This is a genomic window from Aeromonas allosaccharophila (assembly GCF_000819685.1).
Lineage (GTDB): Bacteria > Pseudomonadota > Gammaproteobacteria > Enterobacterales > Aeromonadaceae > Aeromonas > Aeromonas allosaccharophila.
Map to the genome: position 1 here is coordinate 1 of NZ_CDBR01000082.1, position 26,284 is coordinate 26,284.

At 61.6% G+C, this 26,284-nt stretch carries 25 protein-coding genes and 1 pseudogene; 6 read left to right on the plus strand and 20 right to left on the minus strand.

Features of this window, described 5'->3' with window-relative positions:
* Nucleotides 1-68: 68 nt before the first annotated feature.
* The 18 genes and pseudogenes from yfiB to pspA all read right to left on the minus strand — a co-directional run bounded on the left by yfiB (nt 69) and on the right by pspA (nt 16,567).
* Entirely contained in the window at nt 69-557 is a 489-nt protein-coding gene (gene yfiB / locus BN1115_RS13715; protein ID WP_042657590.1) for an outer membrane lipoprotein YfiB, read from the minus strand.
* Between the two features lie 29 nt (nt 558-586).
* The gene (gene dgcN / locus BN1115_RS13720) at nt 587-1,825 is read right to left on the minus strand and encodes a diguanylate cyclase DgcN/YfiN (RefSeq protein WP_042657591.1); all 1,239 of its coding nucleotides are present in this window, start codon (nt 1,823-1,825) and stop codon (nt 587-589) included.
* Complete coding sequence (gene yfiR, locus BN1115_RS13725) at nt 1,822-2,379, minus strand: regulatory sequestration protein YfiR (protein WP_042657592.1); 558 nt, start codon at nt 2,377-2,379, stop codon at nt 1,822-1,824. The genes dgcN and yfiR overlap by 4 nt, the downstream gene beginning before the upstream one ends.
* 188 nt (nt 2,380-2,567) lie before the next feature.
* Entirely contained in the window at nt 2,568-4,115 is a 1,548-nt protein-coding gene (tyrR, locus tag BN1115_RS13730; RefSeq protein WP_005333656.1) for a transcriptional regulator TyrR, read from the minus strand.
* Between the two features lie 148 nt (nt 4,116-4,263).
* A pseudogene (locus tag BN1115_RS21770) lies at nt 4,264-4,380 on the minus strand (4a-hydroxytetrahydrobiopterin dehydratase); the annotation flags it as partial.
* 33 nt (nt 4,381-4,413) lie between these two features.
* Nucleotides 4,414-4,752 carry a 4a-hydroxytetrahydrobiopterin dehydratase gene (locus tag BN1115_RS13740; protein WP_042657593.1) on the minus strand — a complete coding sequence of 113 codons (339 nt, stop codon included), beginning with the start codon at nt 4,750-4,752 and terminating at the stop codon, nt 4,414-4,416.
* A gap of 63 nt (nt 4,753-4,815) precedes the next feature.
* Nucleotides 4,816-5,610: a phenylalanine 4-monooxygenase gene (gene phhA, locus BN1115_RS13745; protein ID WP_042657594.1), complete on the minus strand. Its 795-nt coding sequence runs from the start codon at nt 5,608-5,610 to the stop codon at nt 4,816-4,818.
* 153 nt (nt 5,611-5,763) lie between these two features.
* Nucleotides 5,764-7,194 carry a gamma-aminobutyraldehyde dehydrogenase gene (locus tag BN1115_RS13750; protein WP_042657595.1) on the minus strand — a complete coding sequence of 477 codons (1,431 nt, stop codon included), beginning with the start codon at nt 7,192-7,194 and terminating at the stop codon, nt 5,764-5,766.
* A 29-nt stretch (nt 7,195-7,223) separates the two neighbouring features.
* A complete protein-coding gene (locus tag BN1115_RS13755) occupies nt 7,224-8,051 on the minus strand; it encodes an ABC transporter permease (protein ID WP_042657596.1) in 828 nt (275 codons plus the stop codon).
* Between the two features lie 35 nt (nt 8,052-8,086).
* On the minus strand, nt 8,087-9,055 hold the full coding sequence (locus tag BN1115_RS13760) for an ABC transporter permease (RefSeq protein ID WP_042083340.1): 969 nt from the start codon (nt 9,053-9,055) through the stop codon (nt 8,087-8,089).
* Entirely contained in the window at nt 9,052-10,065 is a 1,014-nt protein-coding gene (locus BN1115_RS13765) for an ABC transporter ATP-binding protein (protein ID WP_042657597.1), read from the minus strand. The genes BN1115_RS13760 and BN1115_RS13765 overlap by 4 nt, the downstream gene beginning before the upstream one ends.
* A 100-nt stretch (nt 10,066-10,165) precedes the next feature.
* Nucleotides 10,166-11,311, minus strand: coding sequence for an ABC transporter substrate-binding protein (locus BN1115_RS13770; protein WP_042657598.1), 1,146 nt, complete (start codon nt 11,309-11,311; stop codon nt 10,166-10,168).
* Between the two features lie 197 nt (nt 11,312-11,508).
* Nucleotides 11,509-12,432 (minus strand): LysR family transcriptional regulator, encoded by a 924-nt coding sequence (locus BN1115_RS13775; protein WP_042657599.1) that lies wholly within the window; start codon nt 12,430-12,432, stop codon nt 11,509-11,511.
* A 199-nt stretch (nt 12,433-12,631) separates the two neighbouring features.
* A complete protein-coding gene (locus tag BN1115_RS13780; protein ID WP_042657600.1) occupies nt 12,632-13,663 on the minus strand; it encodes a YcjF family protein in 1,032 nt (343 codons plus the stop codon).
* 67 nt (nt 13,664-13,730) lie between these two features.
* Nucleotides 13,731-15,137: a YcjX family GTP-binding protein gene (locus tag BN1115_RS13785; protein ID WP_042657601.1), complete on the minus strand. Its 1,407-nt coding sequence runs from the start codon at nt 15,135-15,137 to the stop codon at nt 13,731-13,733.
* 102 nt (nt 15,138-15,239) lie between these two features.
* The gene (pspC, locus tag BN1115_RS13790; protein ID WP_042657602.1) at nt 15,240-15,644 is read right to left on the minus strand and encodes an envelope stress response membrane protein PspC; all 405 of its coding nucleotides are present in this window, start codon (nt 15,642-15,644) and stop codon (nt 15,240-15,242) included.
* Nucleotides 15,641-15,877: an envelope stress response membrane protein PspB gene (gene pspB / locus BN1115_RS13795; RefSeq protein WP_005333672.1), complete on the minus strand. Its 237-nt coding sequence runs from the start codon at nt 15,875-15,877 to the stop codon at nt 15,641-15,643. The genes pspC and pspB overlap by 4 nt, the downstream gene beginning before the upstream one ends.
* A gap of 3 nt (nt 15,878-15,880) precedes the next feature.
* The gene (gene pspA, locus BN1115_RS13800; protein WP_005361184.1) at nt 15,881-16,567 is read right to left on the minus strand and encodes a phage shock protein PspA; all 687 of its coding nucleotides are present in this window, start codon (nt 16,565-16,567) and stop codon (nt 15,881-15,883) included.
* Nucleotides 16,568-16,763: 196 nt separating this feature from the next.
* Between pspA and pspF the strand changes: the two genes are divergently transcribed.
* From pspF to BN1115_RS13830, 6 genes are all read left to right on the plus strand, one after another.
* Nucleotides 16,764-17,792 (plus strand): phage shock protein operon transcriptional activator, encoded by a 1,029-nt coding sequence (pspF, locus tag BN1115_RS13805; RefSeq protein WP_042657603.1) that lies wholly within the window; start codon nt 16,764-16,766, stop codon nt 17,790-17,792.
* Between the two features lie 108 nt (nt 17,793-17,900).
* Nucleotides 17,901-19,496, plus strand: a complete 1,596-nt coding sequence (sapA, locus tag BN1115_RS13810; RefSeq protein ID WP_042657604.1) for an ABC transporter substrate-binding protein SapA — start codon at nt 17,901-17,903, stop codon at nt 19,494-19,496.
* 2 nt (nt 19,497-19,498) lie between these two features.
* The gene (locus BN1115_RS13815; protein WP_042657605.1) at nt 19,499-20,458 is read left to right on the plus strand and encodes an ABC transporter permease; all 960 of its coding nucleotides are present in this window, start codon (nt 19,499-19,501) and stop codon (nt 20,456-20,458) included.
* A gap of 35 nt (nt 20,459-20,493) precedes the next feature.
* Nucleotides 20,494-21,387, plus strand: a complete 894-nt coding sequence (locus BN1115_RS13820; protein WP_042657606.1) for an ABC transporter permease subunit — start codon at nt 20,494-20,496, stop codon at nt 21,385-21,387.
* Nucleotides 21,387-22,385 (plus strand): peptide ABC transporter ATP-binding protein, encoded by a 999-nt coding sequence (locus tag BN1115_RS13825; RefSeq protein WP_042657607.1) that lies wholly within the window; start codon nt 21,387-21,389, stop codon nt 22,383-22,385. Before BN1115_RS13820 ends, BN1115_RS13825 begins: the two co-directional genes overlap by 1 nt.
* Before the next feature lie 34 nt (nt 22,386-22,419).
* Nucleotides 22,420-23,205, plus strand: a complete 786-nt coding sequence (locus BN1115_RS13830; protein WP_005333681.1) for a peptide ABC transporter ATP-binding protein — start codon at nt 22,420-22,422, stop codon at nt 23,203-23,205.
* Nucleotides 23,206-23,310: 105 nt separating this feature from the next.
* Here the strand turns inward: BN1115_RS13830 and htpG are convergent, their stop codons facing one another.
* Both htpG and recR read right to left on the minus strand, forming a co-directional pair.
* Nucleotides 23,311-25,224 (minus strand): molecular chaperone HtpG, encoded by a 1,914-nt coding sequence (gene htpG, locus BN1115_RS13835; RefSeq protein ID WP_042657608.1) that lies wholly within the window; start codon nt 25,222-25,224, stop codon nt 23,311-23,313.
* A 178-nt stretch (nt 25,225-25,402) separates the two neighbouring features.
* Complete coding sequence (gene recR, locus BN1115_RS13840; RefSeq protein ID WP_042062229.1) at nt 25,403-26,005, minus strand: recombination mediator RecR; 603 nt, start codon at nt 26,003-26,005, stop codon at nt 25,403-25,405.
* Between the last annotated feature and the right edge of the window lie 279 nt (nt 26,006-26,284).

Here is a 26,284-nt window from a genome sequence, read left to right on the forward strand (position 1 = left end):
CCTTAACTGATCGGCATTACGCCGGTCAGGCGCTCTTTTTTTATGGGTAACAAAACGATAAGAAGGGGTTATTGATCGCTGATGACGATGGCGACCCGGCGGTTGGCGGCCCGACCCTCTCTGGTCTTGTTATCCGCCAACGGCATGGTCTCGCCACGGCCATGGATCTCCAGATTGGCGGGTTTCATGCCAACCGAGACCAGCACATCGGCCACCGACTGGGCCCGCTTCAGGGAGAGTTGCTGGTTGTAGCTGCTCTCGCCGGTATTGTCGGTGTGACCATCCACCCGCGCCTTGTCCAACCCGACACCCAGCAGGGTCTTGCCCAGCTTTTCCACGGATTGGCGAGTCTGGGGATTGAGCGCACCCACGTTGTTGGCAAACAGCACCCGGTTGGCCAGATCCAGCGTCCACCCCTCATCGGTCAGATAAAAGCCCTGCTCCTTGAGCACGGCAATCTGCTCCGCGGTCAACCCCTTGGGCGCGCTCTGGCAACCGGCCAGCAGCGACAACATCAACCCCAGCAGGGTGACTTTCAACAGGTGGGTGATCTTCATGGTTTGCTCCTCTCTTTTTTCTATGTTGTTCATGCCTGTTGAGCCAGCGTGTCCGGCTCTCTGTGACGCCCCCGTTTGATCTGATACATGGCCGCATCGGCCTGCTCACACAAGGCGCTGGCACTCATGCCCGCCTGATAGATGGCAAAGCCGATGCTCACCCCGGCCACCAGCTGACGGCCATCACGCAGCGCCACCGGCTCGCTCATCGCCTGCTGGATGCGGCCTATCACCTCTTCCACCTCATGCTGTCGCTGGAGCGGGCCAACCAGCACCGCAAACTCGTCCCCCCCGAGGCGAAACACCAGATCGTCCGGACGCAACTGATGCTGTATCCGTCTCGAGAGGGCGATCAGCACATCGTCGCCACCATTGTGGCCGAAGGTATCGTTGATCTGCTTGAAGCGATCGCAGTCGAGATAGAGCAGCGCAAATCCCTCCTGCTCGCCGAGGGAGATGGCCTGCGCGAGCCGCGCTTCAAACAGGGCGCGATTGGGTAGACCGGTGAGGGCATCGTGGGTCGCCTGATGGAGCAGGCTGGCATTCTCGCGGGCTTGCTGAGCCTGCCAGGCTTGCAATTCATCCAGCAGGGAGTTGAAGTCATCCCCCAGCTCGTTGAGCTCGACGATATCGGCCGGTGGCGCCCGCATCCCCAGGGTGCGTTGCCGGCGTACCGAGTGGGCAACCCGTGCCAGTTTGCGCAGCGGCGAGGTGATGGAGACCTGCATCCGGCCAGCCACATAGAGTGCCACCAGTGCGCTCACCACCAGACAGACCACCATCGCCAGCAGTGCCGAGAGTAAAAACAGCAGCAGGTACTCGCCATGACCGCGCAACTCGATGGTGGCGATCTGCTCGCCGCCCCGCAGCATGGGCGTCTTGACCGGCCCCGGCATGAGCAGTTGGGCCAGATAGTCTTCGAGCGTCACCAGCGGATTGCTTCTGGGGCGCACCCAGCTGGCGAGCGGTTTCCCATCGGTGAGGACGATGCGAGCCTCGGCGACCTCCTCGTGGGCGACAATCCCGCCGAGCGCCTCGCTCGCCGCCTCCTCATCGTGGAACACCACCGCCGCCTCGGCGCTGTAACTGATGGCGCGGGCCACCAGCTCCAGATTGTGGGCGGCGTAAAAGCGCACCACCAGCAGGGCAACCAGCGTAAAGAAGAGTCCCGCCACACTGACGGCGGTGATGGCAGCCACCAGATGGGTTCGCCCCAGGCTCTGACGCAGAGTCAGACGGCGGGGAGCCGCGCTCACCTGTCGTCTCATGGGACCCCCTTGTCGGCATGGGCCAGCTTGAGTACGGCGGGATGTACCCGCACGCCACTGAGCGCCAGGGCATCGAGGTTGACGTTAAAGCGCACCCGCTCGCTGCCCGGCGAGGCCTGCAGACAGAACACCGAGCTGGTGGAGCAGTCGTGGTTGTATTCGCTGATGCTGAGCACAGGGTGGCCCTGCAGGCGGGCAAACAGCGCAAGCCGGGTCGGTTCATCGAGTACCCCCAGATAGAGCACATCGCAGTTGTCGCTGATGGCGGGGTCGCTCGCCTCGTAACGATTGACCTGAACGGCGCGGCCATTGGCCTGACGATCGATGGTAAAGAGGGCGCCAGCATATTCGGTCGGCGCCGCCACGCACATTCGCAGCACCGCAGGTTCGGTGGGCCAGCGGGTGTAGCTCAGAATATCGAGCACCAGCTCTCTGACGGCCATCGCCCGGCTCTCCGCCGCCGTTTCCGCCAGTGCGCGGGGCAACAGCAGCCCGAACGCCACCAACAGGAGCGCCAGACGAGCAAGGGGACGGGGGGAAACGAGTAACAGCATGATCGGGTACTGGCCGCCTTGACAACACCGCAGCAGTGGCACTGCGGTTCGGGTAAATGAACTCTGATAGTAAGGTGGCTTATGCTGCTCTGACAACTCTCCCCTGCCCTCGTTTTCGGGCGCAGAGTCAATAAACGCAAGAGCCCGTCTGGTGACGGGCTCTGTGATGGCAGGCATCAAGCGCGAGCTCACTTCTTGCTGATGCCATATTCCCGCAGCTTGTTGGCGATGGCGGTGTGCGACACGCCCAGGCGCTTGGCCAGCTGGCGCGTTGACGGGAAGGCAGGATAGAGCCGGGCCAGCAGCTGGCTCTCGAAGCGCTTCACCGCATCGTCGAGATTCCCCTCAAACCACTCGTCGATCAGCGGCATGGTATCGGCCGCCACCGGCAGATCGATCTGCTCGGGCCCCAGCTCATCCCCTTCCAGCAGGGTCATGGCGCGGTAGAGACAGTTGCGCAGCTGGCGCACGTTGCCCGGCCAGCGATAGGCGGTCAGGTAGTCGGCCATGTTGCGGGTAAAGCGCGGACGGGGTCGCTGCAACTCGCTGGCAAAGCGGGAGACAAACTGCTGGGCCAGCACCATGATGTCTGCCTTGCGCTCGCGCAGGGGGGGCAGCGCCAGACTGAGCACGTTGAGGCGGTAGTAGAGATCCTCGCGGAAGGTTCCCTCGTGCACCAGATCCAGCAACTGCTTCTGGGTGGTGCAGATGAAACGCACGTTGACCTTCACCTCCTGCTCGTCACCGACTCGGCGGAATACCCCATCCTGCAACACCCGCAAAAACTTGGTCTGCAGATGGGGAGACATGTCGCCGATCTCGTCCAGCATCAGGGTGCCGCCGCTCGCCAGCTCCAGCACGCCGCGCTTGCCCTCGGTGTTGTTGCCAAAGGCGCCGGGGGCATAACCAAACAGCTCGCTCTCGGCCACGTTATCGGGCATGGCGGCGCAGTTGAGGGCCATAAAGGGGTGGCTGGAGCGCAGGCTGGCCCCGTGACAGGCACGGGCCAGCAGCTCCTTGCCGGTGCCGGTCTCGCCGACAATCAGCAGCGGTGCGTCCTGCATCGCCAGTTTACGCGCTTGCGACAGCACCTCTTTCATCTTGGGACTCTCGGCCTGCAGATGCTCGAAGCCCCCCACTTCCACCGCATGAAGCGCGCTGAAGTGCAGGCCGACCCGACGGGCAGATTTGAGCACCACCACGGCACCGGCCAGCGCCTGCTTGCCGCGGGCTTCTGCCACGAACAGCGGCATCAGATCTGCCAGATACTCTTCGCCATTGAAACTGAGCTTGCAGGTCTGCGGCTTGATCTCGCTCGCCTCCAGCCAGCGGGTGAAGGAGAAACCCTTGACCAGCGAACCGAGCGCCACGCCGCGCACCTCCTCCACCGGCAAGCCGAGGGTGGTGAGGGCCGACTGGTTGGCCTGGGTCACCTTGCCCTTGCTGTCGAGGGAGAAGACCAGATCCGGCAGCGCCTTGAGCAGCGCCTCGATCTCGTGGTGCTCTCGCTCGGAAGGCATGTAGGGGATGGTCTTGACGTCGTAGACGCCGGGAATACGGCGGATCTCCGGCATCAGGTGCTGAAAATCACTGAACTCCAGCTCGGGAAAGTTGAGATAGATGATGCCTGAGGTATCGATTTCGATGCCGCGCAGATCGATATTGTGCTCCACCAAGCGGTCGAGCAGTTCCCGGGTCAGGCCCAGGCGGTCTTCACAGCTGACTTCAAGACGCATTCGGGACACACTTCCTAGCTAACTCTATGAATGAGCGGATAATACAGTCTCGATCCCCCCAGTGCGAGCGCCAGCCCATAAAAATGCGGGCCTGCCCCGCTTTCGCAGGCAGGCCCGGGTCAACCGATGACGCTGGTGTGGGGTGCGATTACCGGAGCAACTGATCGGGGCGCGCCGCCATGATGAAGTCGTTGCGATGCAAACCGCCGATCTTATGCATCCACCAGCTGACGGTCACCTTCCCCCATTCGGTCAGAAATGCAGGAAGGGGGATACTCCGCCTCAACCTGTTCTCAGATTATCTGGGCAATTGGTCTGTACGCGCAGCCATGATGAAGTCGTTGCGGTGTAATCCGCCGATCTTGTGGGTCCACCAGCTGACGGTCACCTTCCCCCACTCGGTCAGGATGGCCGGATGATGGAACTCCGCTTCCGCCAGCTCCCCCAGGCTGTTGGTAAAGGCCAGCGCCTCCTTGAAGTTGCGAAACGTAAATTCCCGCCGCAGTTGCAGCGCCCCCTCCTCCACCAGCGGCTGCCAGTCGGGAATAAGCTGCATCAGCTCGCGCAGCTCCTCATCGCTCACCTTGGGGGCATCGGCGCGACACGCTTCACACTGTTGGCTGGCCAGTTCGGACATGGGTTACTCCTGCTTGAATTAATGAAAAATTAATGAAAATGAAATAGGGTTGTTTGCTTTTGGTCAGCTCGCCTGTTTGCCAGCGGCAACCTCAAAACGCGGCGGATAGAGGCCAAGCCGACTGGCCTCGGCCAGAGCTGCCATGATCTCCTCCCCGGTCAGTTGGTAGAGATGATCGAGACTCGGCAGCACAAAATAGGTGGGCTGCATGATGTCGATGCGATACGGGGTGCGCAGCACGGTCAGCAGGTCGAAGGGTTGCAGCAGCGGCTGACCGGAAAGGGCATAAGCAGTCTCGCCGATGGAGGAGAGAATACCGCCGCCGTAGATCCGCAGCCCGTCCGCCGTCGCCAGCAGGCCAAACTCCACGGTGAACCAGTAGAGCCGCGCCAGAAAGACCCGCTGCTCCTTGCTCGCCTGCTGCCCCAACTGGCCGTAAAGATGGGTAAAGTGGGCAAATGCCGGATTGGTCAGCATGGCGCAGTGGCCGAAGATCTCGTGAAAGATATCGGGCTCTTGCAGGTAGTCGAGCTCGTCACGGCGCCGGATAAAGGTCGCCACCGGAAACTGGCGATTGGCCAGCAGGGCGAAGAAGCGATCGAACGAGATAAGCGCAGGCACTGCCGCCACCGACCAGCCGGTCGCAGACTGCAAGACGGCGTTGATCTCGGCCAGCTGGGGGATGCGATCACGGGGCAATCCCAGCCTGTCGAGACCGGCCAGATACTCGTCACACCCCTTGCCAGCAAGAGCGGCGAACTGGCGCTCAATCAGGATCTGCCAGGTACCATGCTCCTCGTTGCTGTAGTGGATCACCCCGTCAGCATCCGGCTGGTGGGCGGTATAACAGGTTGCCATAGCGGTTCCATCCTCTGGCGCCACATCCAGGCGCCTTGCCGTTTCATCACGGTTTTACTGTAACGAAATGGCAACAAAAAAAGCAGCCGACCCATGAGTCGGCTGCCGGAAACAGTTGTAAATAAATTGTGACAACCCGCTAACCGATCCCCACTACAACTTGACCATGATATGGCGCGGCACCGTGTAATCCTCCAGCGCATAGAGGGAGAGATCCTTGCCGTAGCCCGACATCTTCATGCCGCCGTGAGGCATCTCGGAGGTGAGCATGAAATGGGTGTTGATCCAGGTGCAGCCATATTGCAGGTGGCTGGCCACCTTGCTGGCTAGGCTCAAATCCCGGGTCCAGACCGACGAGGCTAGACCATAGTCCGAGTCATTGGCCCACTGCACCACCTGCTCGGCATCGTTGAAACGGGTCACCGACACCACGGGACCAAACACCTCGCGCCGCACGATCTCATCCTCCTGCCGAGCTCCGACAATCAGGGTTGGCTCGAAGAAGAAGCCGTTGCCGGGGCGTATCTTGCCCCCTGCCGTCACCTCCACATGACCGCTGCTCTGGGCCCGCTCGACAAAGCTGGCGACCCGGTTACGCTGTCTGTCGGAGATAAGTGGCCCCATCTCGACCCCCTCCTCGTACTGGCTGCCCACCTTGATGGAGGCTACCGCCTCGGTCATGGCAGCGACGAACTTGTCGTAGATCTTGCCCTGGGCATAGATACGGCAGGCGGCGGTGCAATCTTGCCCTGCATTGTAGAAACCGAAGGTACGAATACCCGCCACCACCGCCTCCAGATCCGCATCGTCGAAGATGATCACCGGTGCCTTGCCCCCCAGCTCAAGGTGGGTGCGCTTCATGGTGCGGGCGGCGCTTTGCAGGATCTTCTGGCCGGTGGCGATATCGCCGGTGAGCGACACCATCCGTACCAGCGGGTGCTCCACCAGCGGTGCCCCCACGCTTTCCCCCCGCCCGCAGATGACGTTGATAACGCCGCGGGGGAAGATCTCGCTGGCCAGTTCGGCAAGACGCAAGGCGGTGAGCGGGGTCTGCTCGGAGGGTTTGAGCACCACCGTATTGCCCGCCGCCAGCACCGGCGCCATCTTCCAGGCCGCCATCATCAGCGGGTAGTTCCAGGGGGCGATACTGCCCACAACACCTATGGGGTCGCGGCGGATCATGCTGGTGTGCCCCTCGAGATACTCCCCCGCCAGCGGCCCTTGCAGACAGCGGGCCGCCCCGGCAAAGAAGCGGAAGCAGTCCACCACCGCAGGCAGCTCGTCATTGAGCACCGCCAGATAGGGTTTGCCGCAGTTGAGGGATTCGAGCGCCGCAAACTCCTCGGCGTGGCGCTCGACGAGATCCGCCAGACGCAGCAGCAGGTTGCTGCGGCTTGCCGGGGTGGTGCGGCTCCACTGGGCGAAGGCGCGCTGGGCACCGTTCACAGCCCGGTTCACCTGTTCGAACGAGGCTTCGGGCACGGCGGCGATCTGTTCGCCGTTGGCCGGGTTGAGAATGGGTTCGGCCTGCCCCTCGCCGGTCACAAACTGGCCATCAATCAAGAGTTGGGTAGAGAGTTTCATGGTTGCATCCTTGCGCACGCGTTGAGTCATCATTTGCCACTGCCAGCGACATCATGGGTGTCGCGAGTGAGGTAGTAGGCAAGCAAAATAGGGATAGTGGTGAAGGCCACTATGATGAGGGCCACCACGTTGGTGACCGGCCTGTCTCGGGGACGGATCAGCTCCTGATACATCCAGATGGGCAGGGTGGTCTGCTGGCCCGCCGTGAAGGTAGTGACAATCACTTCGTCAAAGCTCAGGGCAAAGGCCAGCATGCCCCCCGCCAGCAGCGCCGTGGCCAGATTGGGCAGGATCACGTAGCGCAGGGTCTGGAAGCCGTCGGCCCCGAGATCCATCGACGCCTCGATGAGGCTCTGGTTGGTGCGGCGAAAACGGGCCAGCGCATTGTTGTAGACCACCACCACACAAAAGGTGGCGTGGCCGATAACGATGGTCCAGAAGCTGAACGGGATCTCCATCAAGCCGTAGGCCGAGCGCAGCGCGATACCGGTGACAATACCGGGCAGCGCGATGGGCAGCACCAGCAAGAGCGACACCACCTCCTGACCGAAGAAGCGGCTGCGGGCAATGGCCCCTGCCGCCAAGGTGCCGAGGATCATGGCCGCCAGCGTCGCCAGCCCAGCAACCTCCAGCGACAGCTGGATGGCACGCCACACATCGGGGCGATTGAGGGTCACCTCGAACCACTTGAGGGTGAGTCCGGGGGGCGGAAACTGGTAGCTCTTGCTCTCGCTGGTGAAGGCGTAGAGGAAGATAAACAGAATGGGAAAGTGCAGGAACAAGAGTCCACCGATGGCGGCGTACTTGATCAGGCCCGAAGGGCGCTCTCCCTGACGGCTCACTGAGCTAGCTGACATGACGGCCTCCTTGCTGCCGGTTCAAATCGATAGGGTCAAAGCGCATCAAAAGCCCCCAGTCGTTTCGCAATCGCCAGATAGATGGCGATGATAAGGATCGGCACCAGCGAGAAGGCGGCGGCAAAGGGCAGATTGCCCGCCGTTCCCTGCTGCATGTAGACCACCTGACCGATATACATGGTCGAGTTGCCGATGATGCCGGGGATGATGTAATCACCTAGGGTCAGCGAGAAGGTGAAAATGGAGCCCGCCACCACACCGGGCAACGCCAGCGGCAGGATCAGGTTGCGAAAGGTCTGGGCGGGTGTCGCCCCCAGATCGCTGCTCGCCTCCAGCAGGGATCGCGGAATACGCTCCACCGCCGCCTGAATGGGCAGGATCATGAAGGGCAGCCAGACATAGACGAACACGATAAAGGTGCCGAGCCGCGAGAAGGAGAGCGACGGGCCACCGATCACCGGCAGGGAGAGGATGGCATCGAGCAGCCACTCCAACCCCATGCTGTCCGCCAGCCAGCTCACTACCCCCTCCTTGGCCAAGATCAGCTTCCAGGCGTAGACCCGCACCAGATAGCTGGACCAGAGCGGCAGCATGATCCCCACATAGAACAGCGCCCGGGTCTTGCCACTGGTGTAGCGTGCCATGTAGTAGGCAACCGGAAAACCGAGCAGGGCGCAGGCCAGGGTCACCAGCAGCGACATGCCGACGGTGCGGCCGATCACATCCAGATTCTCCGGTCGCAGCAGGGCGACGAAGTTTTGCAGCCCCAGCTCGTGGCGCACCTGACCGCTGAACTCGTCCAGCCCGAACAGGGAGTTGGAGAGCAGCATCAGCAAGGAGCCGACATAGATGATGCCGAGCCACAACAGCGGCGGCCCCAACAGGATCGCCAGCAGCAGGCCGGGTCGGCCATAGAGCAGGGTCGAGAGGCGCCGTAGCGGCCTGAAACGGGCAGGGTCGGGCTGATGGTTCATGGCAAGACTCGCACTGTGAGGGGCACTCATGGCTGCGCCCCTTGATGAGTGGCGCTCAGGCGATGGATGGCCTGCTCCGGCCAGCTGAGGCTGACCTGGGTACCACGGCTCAGGCGGGCCTGCCCCTCATTGGGATGGTTGACGATGATCTCGATCTGCTCCCCGAGGCTGACCCGATAACGGACGAAGGGGCCCAGATACTCCACCTCGCGGATCTCTCCCGACCAGCCCGGCGTGCCCGCTTCATTGAGCCGGATCCGCTCCGGGCGCACCATCATCTGGCTGCCGTCGCCACACAGCCGTCTGGCCTGCTCCCCTTCGAACAGATTGACGGTGCCGACGAAGCGGGCCACAAACGGCGTTGCCGGGGCGTCGTAGATGGTATCTGGCGCAGCTATCTGCTCGATCTTGCCCTGACTGAAGATGCAGATCCGGTCGCTCATGGAGAGCGCCTCTTGCTGATCGTGGGTGACGAAGATAAAGGTGATGCCAAGCTGGCGTTGCAACGCCTTGAGCTCAAGCTGCATCTGCTCGCGCAGCTTGAGATCGAGGGCCCCCAGCGGCTCATCCAGCAGCAGGATGCGCGGCTGATTGATGAGGGCCCGGGCGATGGCGATGCGCTGGCGCTGGCCGCCGGAGAGCTGGCTTGGACGGCGCTTGCCGACCCCGGGCAGTCGCACCAGCTCCAGCATCTCGTCCACCTTGCGGTAGCGTTCCGCCTTGGCGACCCCCTTGAGCATCAGGCCGTAGCCGATGTTGTCACGCACATCCATGTTGGGAAACAGGGCATAGTCCTGAAACACGGTATTGAGGTTGCGATCATAGGGCGGCACTGTGGAGCAGGGTTCGCCAAACAGGCGGATCTCCCCGTCGCTCGGATACTCGAAGCCCGCGATCATCCGCAGGCAGGTGGTCTTGCCGGAACCGCTCGGTCCCAGCAGGGTAAAAAATTCCCCAGAGGGGATCTGGAAAGAGATGTCATCGACCGCCTTCACCTCGCCATAGTGGCGGCTGACCCGGTCAAATTGTACGGCGTTCATGGGGCGTCCTTGTCTGTGCTGGGATGGGCCGGACTCCTGTCCGGCCCGCTTGATTACCCGATTTGGGCAGTTGTGCAGAGGAGGCGCTGCTCACCCTGCCTTAGCGACCACCCAGAATGGCGATATAGTCGGAGACCCAGCGGTAATAGGGCACACAGGTTCCCTGGCTCTTGCACTGGGAGACCGGGGTACGCCAGAAGCGAACCCGATCGAAGTTGTCGATACCGTTGGTTTTGCACCCGGTCGGGCCCAGCAGGGCATTGCCCTCGCAGGCGGCAGGCACCACAGGCACCGAGCCAAACCAGGAGGCGAGATCCCCCTGCAGCTTGTTGTTCAGGGAGTGCTCCAGCCACTTGTAAGCGCAGGTGAGGTTCTTGGCATCGCTGTGCACCATGCTGGTATCGGCCCAACCGGTGACGCCCTCCTTGGGCACAGTGGTGGCGATAGGTTGCTTGTCGGCGATCAGGGTATTGGCCTGGAACGGCCAGGAGCCGGAGGCAACCACCCCTTCATTCTTGAAGTCATCGATCTGGACGAAGGCATCATGCCAGTAGCGTCCCACCAGCTGGCGCTGCTTGCGCAGCAGATCGAGGGAGGCCTTGTACTGATCCTCGTTCAGCTCGTAAGGGTCTTTGATGCCAAGGGCAGGCTGATGGGTCATCAGATAGAGGGCGGCATCGGCGATGTGGATCGGGCCGTCAAAGGCCTGTACCCGCCCCTTGTTGGACTTGCCATCCGCCAGGGTCTGCTCCTCAAACACCACATTCCAGGAGTCCGGCGCCTTGGGGAACACCTTGGTGTTGTACATCAGGATATTGCCGCCCCACTGGTAGGGCACGCCGTAGTGCTTGCCATCCACCGTGTGCCAGGGGGCATTTTGCAGCCGGGGATCAATCTTGCTGTAGCTCGGGATGAGCGCCAGATTGAGCGGCTGCACCTTGCCACCGGCAATCAGACGCAGACTGGCATCGCCGGAGGCGGTCACCAGATCGAAGCCCCCCTCGTTCATCAGCGCCACCATCTCGTCCGAGGTGGCCGCCGTCTTGACGCTCACCTTGCAGCCGGTCTCTTTTTCGAAGCCGGTCACCCAGTCGTAGTTCTTGTCGGTCTCGCCACGTTCGACGTAGCCAGCCCAGGCCACGATATTGAGCTGGCCTTCACCCTTGCCGAGCTCGGTCGGGGCAGCCTGGGTCTGGCCTGCCAGCAGCGCCGGAACAAGAGCCAGCATCAGAGGGGTCAATTTCATCATGCACTCCTTGCATTGTGTTGACTTGCATCAGGTGAAGGAACGCCGCCATGGGCGTTAACATCCTGTTAACCAGCAATGAGCTTAGGGGAGTGGCAATACGATGAATATTTCAATTTTTGGTGGCTTAGGTATCAGCTAAATCGATATCGAGCGCAGATGAATCTGATTTTTGGTGGCTACCCCGCAAGAGATGGCTAGCGAGGGAGCGCCTGACGGGCCCGTAATCGGCTCTGATCCCGCGCGATATCGATAAATTCCCGCGCCGTCCAATCCAGCCGAGAACCACGGCGCCACACCAGCCCGATATCGATGGCGGGAATGGGCTCCTTGATGGTGCGCGCCTCGACCCGCTCCTGCTCAAGCGACCAGGGGCGATAGGCAAAATCGGGCAGCAGAGCGACCCCGAGCTGGCTGGCGACCAGACTGCGCACTGCCTCCACCGACGCGGTGCGCAGCACGATACGGGGGGCGATGCCGTAACGGCGCAGGCCGCCACCGATGATCTGATCGAGCTGATCGGCGGTCAGCGAGATCATCGGCTCCTCCCCCAGCGCGGTGAGCGAGAGGGTCGACTCGGTACAGAGCGGGTGGTTGGCGGCCAGCCAGAGCCGCAGCGGCGAGCGGGTCAGCAGCTCGGTATCAAACGCCTCTTGCCGGATGGTGCGGTTGGTCATCAGGATCCCCACATCCACCTCGCCGTTGACTATCTGGTGCTCCAGAAAAGGCTGTTCATCCTCCTTCACCTCGATCTGTACCGCCGGAAAGGCGCGGCGAAAACGGCCAAGCGCCTCGGACAGGTAGTAACCCGCCACCAACGTGGTCACGCCGATGGTGAGTCGTCCCTGATCCTGTTGGGCGACGACTTTGAGGGAGTGGCTCGCCTCGGTCATGGCACCGAGAATGCGGCGGGCGTGGAGCAAAAACTGGTGGCCCTGAGTGGTGAGGGTGACGCCGCGCGGATTGCGCTCGAATAGCGGGGCGCCCAGCTCGGTCTCCAGCTCGCGGATGGCGCTGGTGACCGCCGACTGGGAGATATGCAACTCGGCGGCGGCGCGGCTCACTGAGAAGCTGTCGGCCACGGCGACGAAATAACGGATCTGGCGAAAGGTAAAGTTCATCGGGCATCCTTGCCGATTGGTACGATTGGTGTGATTGGTGTGATTGGTACGATTAGCTGCCAGCTTAACCGCAAACGGGCGCCTCGCCAAAATCGGGCCATGCTGCCAACTCAATGATCTGCCGATTAAAACCATGCCCCTGTGGCTTGGCAAGCACGACAGGGGCATGGGTCATCGCAGCAAGGTGCAGACAGGGCTATCAGGATTTGTTGAGATACCCCGCCAGCTGGCCGATCAGCCGCTTGCGCAGCTCGCCGAGTTTCGGTTTCTCGTCCGCACACCAGGGCAGCGGACGGCACGCCTCTATAGTACGTAGGCCAAGGCGAGCGGTGAGCAGCCCGGCCCCCACCCCTTGTGCGGCGCGGGCAGAGAGCTTGGCGGTGAGCTCGGCGCCCAGCAAGTCCATCCCCACCTCGGTCACCAACTCGGTGGCGCCGGCGTAGAGCATGTTGCGAAACACCTGACGGATGAGGCGAATGCGGCTCCAGTAGCCAAGCTCGATGGCGTAGACATCGGCGATATCCTCGATCATCCGCAGGTTGCGCCACAGCATCAGCATCATGTCGACGGTAGCGAGCGGGCTTAGCGCCACCAGCACCGCGGCCTCCCCCGACCATTTGGCGACCCGCGCTTGGGCCAGCTTGTCACGCTCGCTCAGTACCAGCTGACTGTAGAGGGTCAGCACCTCCCGATCGCTGTGGCTCTCGTCGAGCTGGGCCAGCCAGGTTTGATACCCCTCGCGCCCCTTGTCGCCACTTTTGACCGCCAACCCTTCGCAAAAGGCTTGCCCCTGCCCGACTCCCTGATGGGCCAGCAGATCTTCTGCTCGCGAGCGCACATCCTGCCGCCGCTTGAGGGTGCGCAGTCGCAGCCACTCGCGCCCCACCACGCTGGCGGTGCCTGCAGCTACCAGTGCCGAGGCCGCCAGCCAGGCGCAGCCCCAGAACGGAGTGGTGAGAAATTGCTCGTAAAGGAAGGCGCCATATTGACCCAACGAGAGCAGACCGACCGCCCCCAGCCCCCACGCCAGTAGCCGATGACGGCGGCGCGGTTTGATGACGAGAGCGCTCTCCACCTCGGTGAGCTCGTCCAGCTCGTCGAGGCGCTCGAAGCTCGCCTCCTCCAGCCGCTGGGCCGGTGCGGGCCGTCGCTCGTCACTGGCCACCGTCAAGGCAGGCTCAAGGATCACCTTGCCCTGTAGCCGCGGCCGCTCGTTTATCTGATCGTTCATCGCCTTGTTCTCCTGAAAACAGTCTCCTGTATGCGGCCTTCGGCTCAGGAGCCAAGGCCGCATACCGTTATTCGAGGTGATCCCCGAGCAGAAACTCCAGCGCCGCATCGAGCCGGATATGGGGCAGCGCCTGATGGGCGCTCATGGGCATGGGACGAAACGCCTGAAAATCAAAGCCCTGACTGTTCCACCACTGTACGGGGGGAATATGGGGCGGCACTTCACCCGGGAACAACAGCAACGGCTCTCCGGCGAGGCTGGTGCCACGGATGGCGGGGAACTCGCGGCCATTGGCCACCCCCTTGCCCACTTCGGTCGCCTTGATGGCGGCGAGCGCCAGACACTCGGTAGTGATCCCCTCAAAACGGGCCTGACCGCGGCCACTGCGCACCAGATGCTGGAGCAGGGAGACCATGGGCGCGTGCTGTTCGGGGGTGACGTGATCGGCCTTGCTCGCCACAAAGAGCAGTTTGTCGATTCGGGGCGAAAAGAGTCGCCGCCACCAGTTGCTCTTGCCGTAGGCAAAGCTCTCCATGATGCGGGCGATGGCCTGCTGCATGTCGCCAAAGCTGGCTGCCCCGGAGTTGAGGGGCTGCAGGCAGTCCACCAGCACGATCTGGCGATCGAAACCGGCAAAGTGCTGCTCATAAAAACCCTGCACCAGATGCTGCTTGTACTGCTCGAAGCGCTGCCTGAGGGTGGCGTAGAGGGTGCCATCGGCGGGCTCGCCTACGGGCATATCCCACACCCAGGGCACAAACTGCAACATGGGGGCACCGGCATACTCCCCCGGCAAGACGAAGCGGCCGGGCTGAATGAGGTGCAATCCTAGCTCCTGTTTGCAGGCGTGCAGATAGGCGGTGTAGCGCTCGGCGAGCTGAGCCACCGGCCGCTCTTCGAAGCGCTGATCGGCCTGCCACCCGGGTGTCAGCCAGCTGGCAGCGAGCGCCTGCAGCTCGGGACGACGCAGTTGCTCACGCACCTGTTCACTCCACTGCTCGTAGCTCATATCAAGGAGCGGCAAGTCGAGCAGCCACTCCCCGGGATAGTCCACCAGATCCACGTAGAGGGTCGAGATCTCCCCCAGATGTTTGCGCAGGGGATGACGGGTGCGATAGCGAATTTCGAGACGCACTTCGGCCACGCCGCGGGTGGGCTCGGGCCAGGCTGGTGGATCGCCAAACAGGGAGTCGAGGCCACGCTCGTAGGCAAAGGTGGGGATGTGGGCATTGAGCTGCGGCACCCGGCGGGCGCCGAGGATGCGCCCCTGACGCAGGGCATCCCACAACGGCAAACGGCCATCGATGGCCGCGTGTTCCAGCTGGTTGACCAGCGCCGTGATAAAGGCGGTTTTGCCGCTGCGAGAGAGGCCGGTCACCGCCAGCCGAATATGGCGATCCCGCACCCGGTTCACCACGTCGTTCGCCTTGTGTTGCAGGCGAGTCAACTTCTGTTCCAGTTTATTGAGTATCAAAGCTTGACCCGTTCTCCCTTGGTGGTTGCATCTGGATAGCTGGTGTCGATGGTGGATCATCACAGAAGATTCCACCATCGACATTGAGTGCTTGAGCAAGCACTACAGCTTGCGAAATTCCCGCTGCAGGGTGAACTCCCTGGAGGTCACCAGCTTCTCGATCCGCTGAACTCTGGGCTCCAGCGCGTCAAGTTCCTGCGCGATGCGGCCCAGCGCCTGATGAGGGGTGATCCCCGCCTGCCAGCTGCGCGCTTTCATCCGCACCTCGGCAAAGTCGGCATCCTCTTGCGAATAGAGGGTGACCGGCTTTTTGTCGAGCAAGAACCAGGCGGCGATATAGGCGGTGAAGGTAATGAAACCGGCGAAGATAAGGCCACTGATGGCGAGCAGCCGCACGATCCAGGTCTCCACCCCGAAATACTCAGCCAAACCGGCACAGATCCCGGCTATCTTGCCACGCAGGGGATCGCGATAGAGGTTACGCCCTTCACGACTGACACTGCTCATACCTTGTTCCTCCAACCGGGTACTTCTGCATCCAGAATTGATTCCAGCGCGCCCACTCGCTCCTGCATCTTCTCGGTGCGAGCCAGCAGCCCTTGCAGCTGTTCCCGCTCGCTATCGGCAAGACCGGCGCCGATGCGCCCCTTGGCACGATAGTGCAGCACCAGCCAGATGGGGGCCACCACCACCATGAAGACCACCATGGGAACCATCAATACGCCCAGCAGATCTTCCATCTGTTACTCCCCCTGTTTGCCTTCGCTTTTGCTGTCGCCCTGCCCCAGCTTCTGGCGCATGGCTTCCAGCTCACGACTTATCTGATCGTCCACTTCCAGCTCGGCAAACTGCTGCGCCAGCGCCTTGTCGGACTGTCCCAGATCGGCGCGCGCTTCCATTTCGTCGATGCGACGCTCCATCCGCTCAAACTTGCTCACCACCGCCTGGCTCTCGCCACGGGCTACCTGGCTCTGCACATTGAGACGGCTGCTGGCCGCTTCGGTGCGAATGGCCATCGCCTTTTGACGGGCGCGGGCATCTTCCAGCTTGGCCTCGAGCTGGCGGATCTCCTCACCCAGCTTCTCGATGCCGCTGTCGACCGCCTGCTGCTCGCGGTAGAGGGTCTCCGACAACTCGGTCTGTTTCTTCTTCTCGATAAGGGCGGCGCGGGCCAGATCTTCACGTCCCTTGGTCAGGGCCAGCTCGGCCTTGGCTTGCCATTCGTCGACCCGCTCCTGATGACGGGCGACCTGACGGCCAATCTCTTTCTGGCTGGCGAGGAAGCGGGCCAGATTGGAACGCTCCTTGACCAGCTCGTCCTCCATCTCCTGGATGATCAGGCGCACCATCTTCTGGGGATCTTCTGCCTTGTCGAGCAGGGCCGTCAGGTTGGAATTGATGATGTCGGCCAGACGGGAAAAAATACTCATGATTGCACTCCTGTTATTGGCATGGCGTTGTTTCTCCATTGACAATGGCAACTTGTGTGCCAATCTGGAACAAAATTTAACTTGTTGATTTATATGGGGCAGAATGGCTGGATTGCAAGATGCCTCGCGCAAGTGATGATTAAATTCACCAACTTTTGGTAAGATTGACCAGCTTTTACAACTGACAGGGATCACTATGACCACGGCCACGGAAAGCCTGCTGGGGGAATCCAACGCATTTCTCGAGATCATTGAGCAGGCCTCACGGCTCGCCCCGCTGCGCAAACCCGTGCTGATCATCGGTGAGCGGGGGACGGGCAAGGAGCTGATCGCCCACCGCCTACATTATCTCTCGGCGCGCTGGGATCAAAGCTTTGTCACCATCAACTGCGCCACCCTGAGCGAGAGCCTGCTGGAGACCGAGCTGTTCGGTCACGAGGCGGGTTCGTTTACCGGCGCGGCCAAGCGCCATCAGGGCCGCTTCGAGCGGGCCGATGGCGGCACCCTGTTCCTCGACGAGCTGGCCACCACCAGCGCCCGGGTGCAGGAGAAGCTGCTGCGGGTCATCGAATATGGCGAGTTCGAGCGGGTGGGCGGGGCCAAGCCCCTCAAGGTGGATGTGCGGCTGGTCTGCGCCACCAACGAAGATCTCCCTGCGCTGGCCGACAGGGGGCAGTTTCGCCACGATCTGCTCGACCGGCTCGCATTTGATGTGATCACCCTCCCCCCTTTGCGGGAGCGGCGGGAAGATATCCTGATGCTGGCGGAGCACTTCGCCCACAGCATGACCCGGGAGCTGGGCTATCCGCTCTTTGCCGGTTTCTCGCGCAAGGCGACCCAGTTGCTGCTGGATTACCACTGGCCGGGCAACGTGCGGGAGCTGAAGAACGTGGTGGAGCGCAGCATCTACCGTCAGGGCAATCCCCAGTTGCCGCTCTCGACCCTGGTAATCAACCCGTTTGATTCCCCCTGGCGACCACAGGCCTCGCAACCTGCGCAAGAGGCCCGAAGCGAGGTACAATCCGCATCCCCCCTCACCCTGCCACTCGATCTCAAGCAGGCGGTGGCGGAATACGAGATTAATTTACTCAAGCAAGCGATGCAGCAATCCCAGTATAATCAGCGCAAAGCCGCTCAACTGCTGGCCTTAAGCTATCACCAGTTCCGTGGCATGCTACGCAAGTATCAGCTGCTGGATGGCGATAACGATGCAGAACAAGAGTGAAGGAACGCGGCTGATGCCGACGCCAGCAACACGCCAGCCTTCGCGCTGGCACATTTGTATCAAAACGTGCGTACAAAGCCCCTATAAGAACATGGTTCAACAATGAGAATGCTCACACCCTTGCTGCTGGGTCTGCTGGTGCTGGTCACCGGCTGCCAGAAGCAACCCGAGGCCTCCAAAACCGGACTCATCTATTGTGCTGAGGGCTCCCCCCTCTCCTTCAATCCCCATGTTTCCAACTCCGGGGTGACACTGGATGCCAGTGCCCGTCCGCTTTACGACCGCCTGCTGGAGGTGAACCCCAACACCCTGGCGCTGGAGCCGTCGCTCGCCACCGACTGGCAGATCAGCGAGGATGGCCTCACCTATACCCTGACCCTGCGCAAGGGGGTGACGTTTCACCATACCCCCTGGTTCAAGCCCACTCGCACCTTCAATGCCGATGACGTGGTCTTCACCTATGCCCGCCAGCTGGACGAGCAGCACCCCTATCACAATGTCTCCGGCGGCGATTACCCCTACTTCTACAGCCTGGGGCAAGATCTGCTGATCAAGCGGGTGAGCAAGAAGGGGCCGCAGACGGTGGTGTTCGAGCTGAACCAGCCAAACGCCTCCTTCCTCGCCACCCTGGCCAGCGACTATGCGGTGATCCTCTCCGCCGAATACGCCGAACAGATGTTGCAGGCGGGCACGCCAGCACTGCTGGATAGCCGCCCCATCGGCACTGGGCCGTTCAGCTTCAAGGAGTATCGCCACAACGAGTTCATCCGCTATCTGCGCCACCCCGGCTACTGGGGCGGCGATGCCAAGATTGAACAGCTGGTCTACGACATTACCCCCAAATCCGCCAAACGGCTGGCCAAGCTGCTGACCGGCGAGTGCGACGTGATGAGCACCCCTTCCGCCAGCCAGCTCTCGGTGATCAAGCAGAATCCTGAACTGAGCCTCTCGGTCCAGTCGGGGATGAACGTCGCGTTTTTGGCCCTCAATACCCGCAAACCGCCGTTCAACAACGTCAAGGTGCGCCAAGCCATTGCCAGCGCCATCAATATCGACAACCTTTTGCAGGCGGTCTATTTCGATACCGGCCTGCCCGCCAATAGCCTGCTGCCCCCCCTCTCATGGGGGTACAACCCCAGCCTGCCCGAGCGCAAGCCCGACCTGAAACGGGCGCGCCAGCTGCTCAAGGAGGCGGGACTGGAGAAAGGGTTCGAGATGCAGGTGCTGGTGCAACCGGACGCCCGCCCCTACAACCCGGATGCGGTCAAGACCGCCCAGCTGATCCGCAGTGATCTGGCCAAGGTCGGGATCAAGCTCAAGATCGTGCAACGGGAATGGCCGGTGATCGAAGGCCGCCTCACCAAGGGGCTGTACGACAGCCTGCTCTCCGGCTGGATCGCCGACAACGCCGATCCGGACAACTTCTTCCGCCAGCTGCTGAGCTGCTCGGCGGTGGAGCGCGGCAACAACTACAGCCGCTGGTGCAGTCCGGCCTTCGACCAGCTGCTGGATGATGCGGTCACCACGCCCCAGCTCTCGTTCCGACTGCGCAACTACTACTATGCCCAGACCCTGCTTAACGAACAGCTGCCGCTGATCCCGCTGGCGCACGCCTTGCGTACCCAGGTCAGCCGCAGCGACATCGAGGGGCTGACGCTGATGCCCTTTGGCGGCACCTCCTTCAACCAGGCTCACAGGGAGTAAGCATGCTTCTATACACCTTGCGCCGCATCAACCTGCTGCTCATCACCCTGCTGGCGCTGACCTTCGTCGCCTATCTGCTGGACTATCGGCTGATCGGCCATCAGATCAGCTTCTGGAGCGGTTATCCCGACTTCCTGCGCCGCATTTTCGCAGGTGATCTGGGGCTCTCCAGCGTCTCCGGGCTGCCGGTGCTGGACGAGATCCGCCACTACTTCCCGGCGACCCTGATCCTCTGTCTGGCGGCGTTTGCCATCTCGCTGCTGGTGGGTATTCCCCTCGGCACCTTGGCGGCCCTGTCACAGGGCAAGACGCTGGATCTCTCCATCATGACCGCCGGTCTGATCGGCTATGCAGTGCCAGTGTTCTGGCTGGCGCTGCTGGTGGTTATGCTCTTTTCGCTAGACCTTGGCTGGCTACCCGCATCGGGTCAGATCAGCCTGCTCTATGACGTGCCGCCCATCACGGGGATCGCGGTGATCGATGTGCTGCTCAGCCACGAGCCCTGGCGGCAAGCGGCGCTGCACGATGCCCTGCGCCACCTGATCCTCCCGTCACTGGTGCTGGCGGTGGTGCCCACCACCGAGGTGATCCGCCATGTGCGCAGCTCCCTCATCGACGTGATGAAGCAGAACTACATCAAGGCGGCGGCGAGCCGGGGGCTTTCCAAGGCGCAGATCGTCTGGCGCCATGGTCTCAAGAACGCTCTGCCGCCGGTACTACCGCTGCTGGGTCTGCAACTGGGCAGCGTGCTCACCTCCGCCATGATCACCGAGGTGGTGTTCGAGTGGCACGGGATCGGCCGCTGGCTCATCAGCAGCATCGCCCTGCAGGATTACGCCGCCATTCGTGGCGCCACCCTGGTGGTCGCCAGTTTCGTGATCCTGACCAGCGTCAGCACCGAGTTGCTGACCACCCTCATCTATCCGGCACGGCGCAAAGAGTTGTATGCCAAACAAGATTGAACGCGCTCATGGCGTGACCAGGAGCCAGGTATCCTATGCAAGATAAATCGAACATCTATCCCGAGCTCAAGATCCTCTCGCCCCTTGAGCAGACGTGGGCCTCCTACAGCCGCAATCCGCTGGCCATGGCGGGGCTCTGGTGCTTTTTGCTGTTGCTGCTCATCACGCTGGTAGGGCCGCTGGTCGTCCCCTACGGCATCGATGAACAGCATGCCGACAAGCTGCTGCTGGCCCCCTCCTGGGCGGCGACCGGCAATATCGACTACTTCCTCGGCACCGATGATCTGGGGCGCGACATGCTCTCCCGGCTGGTGGTGGGGGCGCGGCTCACCTTCGGTTATGCGCTGGTGGTGGTGGTGATCGCCATGGTGGTAGGCTCCGCCATCGGCATCCTCGGCGGCATGAGCAAGGGGCTCAAATCGAGCGTGCTGCACCACCTGCTCGATACCCTGCTCTCCATCCCCTCCCTGCTGATGGCCATCATCATGGTCGCCATCATGGGGCCGGGTTTTGGCAATACCCTGATTGCCATTACGCTCGCCTTGATCCCGCCCTTTATCCGGGCCACCTACAACGCGGTGCATGCCGAGATGCAGAAGGAGTACATCACCGCCAGCCGCCTCGATGGCTCGCCCCCCTTCAGGATCATGCGGCTGGCTATTTTGCCCAACATTGTCGAGACCCTGGTGGCCCAGACCACCCGCACCTTGTCAGCCGCCATTCTCGATATCTCGGCAGTCGGTTTTCTTGGCCTCGGCGCCCAGTCTCCCCAACCGGAGTGGGGCACTATGCTGGCCGATTCGAGCGACCTTATCTATCTCGCCCCCTGGACTGTCACCCTGCCCGGCATCGCCATCCTGTTTAGCGTGCTGGTCACCAATTTAGTTGGTGAAGGCATTCGCGAAGCACTCAAAGAGGGGAATGACTGATGCCTCTGCTCGACATACGCAATCTCACCATCGAGATCGACACCCCGCAAGGCAAGGTCAAGGCGGTGGACAAGGTGAGCCTGACCCTGACCGAGGGGGAGATCCGCGGTCTGGTGGGTGAATCCGGCTCAGGCAAGAGTCTGGTGGCCAAGGTGATCGTCGGCATCGAGAAGGACAACTGGACGGTACGTGCCGACCGGATGCGCTTCAACGACATGGATCTGCTGACCATGGCCCCCAAGGAGCGCCGCCGCATCATGGGTCGCGAGATCGCCATGATTTTTCAGGATCCCATCAGCTGTCTCGACCCCTCCGAAGAGATCGGCACCCAGCTGGAAGAGGCGATCCCGACCGATTCGTTCGAGGGGCAGTTCTGGCAGCGCTTCCAGTGGCGCAAGAAGAAGGCCATCGCCCTGCTGCACCGGGTCGGCGTCAAGGATCACCGCAAGGTGATGCGTGCCTATCCCCACGAGCTGTCGGATGGCATGTGCCAGAAGGTGATGATCGCCATGGCGATTGCCAACAAGCCGCGCCTGCTGGTGGCCGATGAGCCCACCAGCGCCATGGAGTCCACCACCCACTCCCAGATCCTGCGACTGCTGGACAAGATGAACAAGCTGGGCAACACCACCATCCTGATCATCAGTAACGACATCGCCGCCATCGCCAATCTGACTGACACCATCAACGTGATGTACTGCGGCCAGATGGTGGAGGTGGGCACCCGGGAGCAGATCCTCGAGACCCCGCATCACCCCTATACCGATGCGTTGCTCAAATCGATCCCCGACTTTGACAAGCTGGTGCGCCACAAGTCGCGGCTTGAAACCCTGCCCGGCGTCATCCCGCCGCTGCAACACCTGCCCATCGGCTGCCGTCTGGGGCCACGCTGCCCCTACGCCCAGAAGCAGTGCGTGCAGACCCCGCTGATGAACAAGATCAAGGGCCATCAGTTTAGCTGTCACTTCCCGCTGAACATGGAGGAGCCGAAAAAATGATGACCGTTAATGCCCCCATGAAGGAGCCCCGCTTGTGATCGAGCCATCCCTGTTGCAGGTCAGAGGCCTTAGCAAAACCTACCAGAACCGCACCGGTCTGTTCCGTCGTCAGGCGGTGGAGGCGATCAAACCTCTCTCGTTCGACCTCGAAGTTGGGCAGACTCTGGCCATTGTCGGCGAGGCGGGCTCCGGCAAGAGCACCCTCGCCCGTATTCTGGCCGGGATGATCGAGCCCACCAGCGGCGACATCGCCATCGACGGCCAGCTGATGGTGCATGGCGATTACCAGACTCGCTGCAAACTGCTGCGGATGATTTTTCAGGATCCCAACACCTCGCTGAACCGCAAGATCCGGGTCGGCCAGATCCTGGAGACCCCGCTGCGCCTCAACACCGAGATGACCGAGGAGGAGCGCCGCGAGAAGGTGGTGCAGACCCTGCGCATGGTGGGGATGCTGCCAGATCACGCCCTGTTCTACCCGCAGATGCTCTCCTCCGGTCAGCAGCAGCGGGTGGCGCTGGCGCGGGCGCTGATCCTCAACCCCAAGATCGTGGTGGCCGATGAAGCGCTCTCCACGCTGGATATCTCGGTGCGCTCCCAGATCATCAACCTGCTGCTGGAGATGCAGGAGACTATGGGGCTGAGCTATGTGCTGGTGGCCAACGACTTGGGCATCGTCAGCCACATCAGCGACGAGGTGCTGGTGATGCACGAAGGGCGGGTGGTGGAGCGCGGCAAAACCCTCAAGGTGTTTGCCGATCCCCAGCATGAGGTGACCCGACGCCTCATCCAGAACTACAACAACGAATACCGCAAATAGAGAGGCGCTGGCCGCTTCCCTTGCCATTGTTCCCCACCGCTCTGACACGGCGGGATCAAAAAAGCCCACTGCATGCAGTGGGCTTTTTGTTATCGGAGTTGCGGCTTAGGCTTGCAGCAACAGACGGTTGATGCGGGAGACGAAGCTCGCCGGATCGTTCAGCCCGCCCTGTTCGGCCAGCTGGGCCTGTTCGTGCAGCAGGGTGACCCACTCGCCAAACAGTGCCTCGTCTTCGATGGTGTCGAGTTTCTTCACCAGCGCGTGGTCGGGGTTGAGCTCCAGAATGTACTTCTGCTCCGGTACCGGCTGACCGGCGGCGCGCATCAGCTTGATCATCTGGGTGCTCATGCCGTAAGCGTCGGTGACGATGCAAGAGGGTGAATCGGTCAGACGGTGAGTAACGCGCACCTCTTTCACCGCTTCGCCGAGGCTCTTCTTGACCCGCTCAACCAGACCAGCGTTGGCCTTCTCGGCCTCTTCCTGGGCCTGCTTGGAGGCTTCGTCTTCCAGATCGCCGAGATCCAGTTCGCCACGGGTGACGGAGATGAGCTGCTTGCCGTCGAACTCGGTCAGGTGGCTCATCAGCCACTCATCGACACGCTCCCACATCAGCAGCACTTCGACACCCTTCTTGCGGAAGATCTCGAGGTGCGGGCTGTTCTTGGCAGCGGCATAGGAGTCAGCAGTGATGTAGTAGATCTTCTGCTGGCCTTCCTTCATGCGGCCCACGTAATCCTCGAGAGAGACGGTCTGGGCTTCGCCCTCGCCAGCGGTGCTGGCAAAGCGCAGCAGTTTGGCGATCTCTTCGCGGTTGGCGTAATCCTCGGCCGGGCCCTCTTTGAGCACGTTACCGAACTCTTTCCAGAACTTGGCGTACTTCTCGGCATCGTCTTTCGCCAGCTTGGAGAGCATGGTCAGGACGCGCTTGGAGCAAGCCTTGCGCAGGGAGGCGGTCACCTTGTTGTCCTGCAGGATTTCACGGCTGACGTTGAGCGGCAGATCGTTGGAGTCCAGCACCCCTTTGACGAAACGCAGGTAGGTCGGCATAAACTGCTCGGCGTCATCCATGATGAAGACGCGCTGCACGTAGAGCTTCAGACCGTGCTTCTGCTCGCGGTTGTAGAGGTCGAACGGTGCGCGGGCCGGTACGTAGAGCAGGCTGGTGTACTCCTGCGCCCCTTCCACCCGGTTGTGACCCCACAAGAGCGGGTCTTCGAAGTCGTGGGCGACGTGCTTGTAGAACTCCTGATACTCCTCGTCCTTGATATCTTTCGGGTTACGGGTCCACAGTGCGGTCGCGCGGTTGACCTGCTCCCACTCGCCCGGGGTGCCGACGATGGTTTCGCCATCCTCTTCCCGATCCGGGGTACCCTCTTTGAACATCTCGACAGGCACGCTGATGTGATCGGAGTATTTGCTCACCACGGAGCGCAGACGCCAATCGTCGAGGAACTCTTCTTCCTCGGCACGCAGGTGCAGAATAACGTCGGTACCGCGACCCTCTTTGGTCACGTCAGCGACGGTGAAGGAGCCTTCCCCTTCAGATTCCCACTGCACGCCCTGCTCCGGAGCAGTACCGGCGGCGCGGGAAACCACGGTCACCTTGTCGGCCACGATAAAGGCGGAGTAGAAACCGACCCCAAACTGACCGATCAGCTGGGAATCGCGCCCCTGATCACCGGAGAGGTTCTTGAAAAATTCGGCGGTGCCGGACTTGGCGATGGTACCCAGGTGCTCAATCACCTGATCACGGGTCATACCGATCCCGTTATCGGAGATGGTCAGGGTACGCTTCTCTTTGTCCACCACCAGACGCACACGCAACTGGCCGTCGTTTTCGAACAAAGAGGCATCGGAAAGCGCCTTGAAGCGCAGCTTGTCCGCCGCATCGGATGCGTTGGAGATCAGCTCGCGCAGGAATACTTCTTTGTTGGAGTAGAGGCTGTGAGCCATCAGGCTCAGCAGTTGTTTGACTTCAGTCTGAAAGCCGTGGGTTTCGGCATGAACACTTTGGGTCATGGACCAATCCTCAGAAACATCGGGTTGAACATATGCCCAACCTAGATGGGGACGGCCAATCAAATATCAAGGGGCGAGTGTGCAATCCTGCTCACTCGCCCCTTTAAATCCGCTCAAACGGTTATTTATTGCCCAGCTCGCCCCTTGTTTATGCGGGACTGCAGGCAGGCTCGCCTTGCTATTTCAAGCGTTGGCGCCCCATCAGAGAGTGCGACAGCGTGGTGCCATCCACCAGCTCCAGCTCACCTCCTACCGGCACCCCGTGAGCGATACGGCTCACCTCTACCCCGGCATGACGGGCCATGTCGGCGATATACCAGGCGGTGGCATCCCCTTCGATGGTGGGATTGGTGGCAAGGATCAGCTCGCTGATGTGCTCATCCTTCAAACGCCGCTCGAGAATATCGAGCCCCAGCTCCTCCGGGCCGATGCCGTCGAGCGGCGACAGATGGCCCATCAGCACGAAGTAGCGACCGGAGAACTGGCCGGTCTGCTCGATGGCGGCCACGTCTGCCGGGCTCTCCACCACACAAAGCAGGCCATTCTCTTCCCGCTTGGGATTGGCGCAAATATCGCAGCGATCGTTCTCGGTAAAGGTGCGGCAGTGGCTGCAGTGACCGATCTCGGTCAGCGCCCGGGAGAGCAGCTGGGCCAGACGCAAACCGCCGCTGCGCTCGCGCTCGAGCAGGGTAAAGGCCATCCGCTGGGCAGACTTGGGCCCCACCCCCGGCAATACCTGCAGGGCTTTCATCATCTCATCGAGCAGGGGACTGAACTTCATAACACTCCTTACACAGGCCAGCCCCTCGCCAGCACCAGGGCCACGACGGGTCAGCAAAACAGGATAACGCCATTGGCGCAGGACTATACCCGAGCCAGCCCCCCATCGCCATCGGCTTGCCCATTGCGCCCGCGAAAAACGCGGATAGCAAAAAGCCCTGATGTTTCCATCAGGGCTTTTCAATCTGGCAGTGCACTGTGGTGCGGAACGTCAGAGCAGCAGCGACAAGCCACAGACCATTCTCCATTGCCGCTTTTATATCCCGAGCAAGCGACTCAG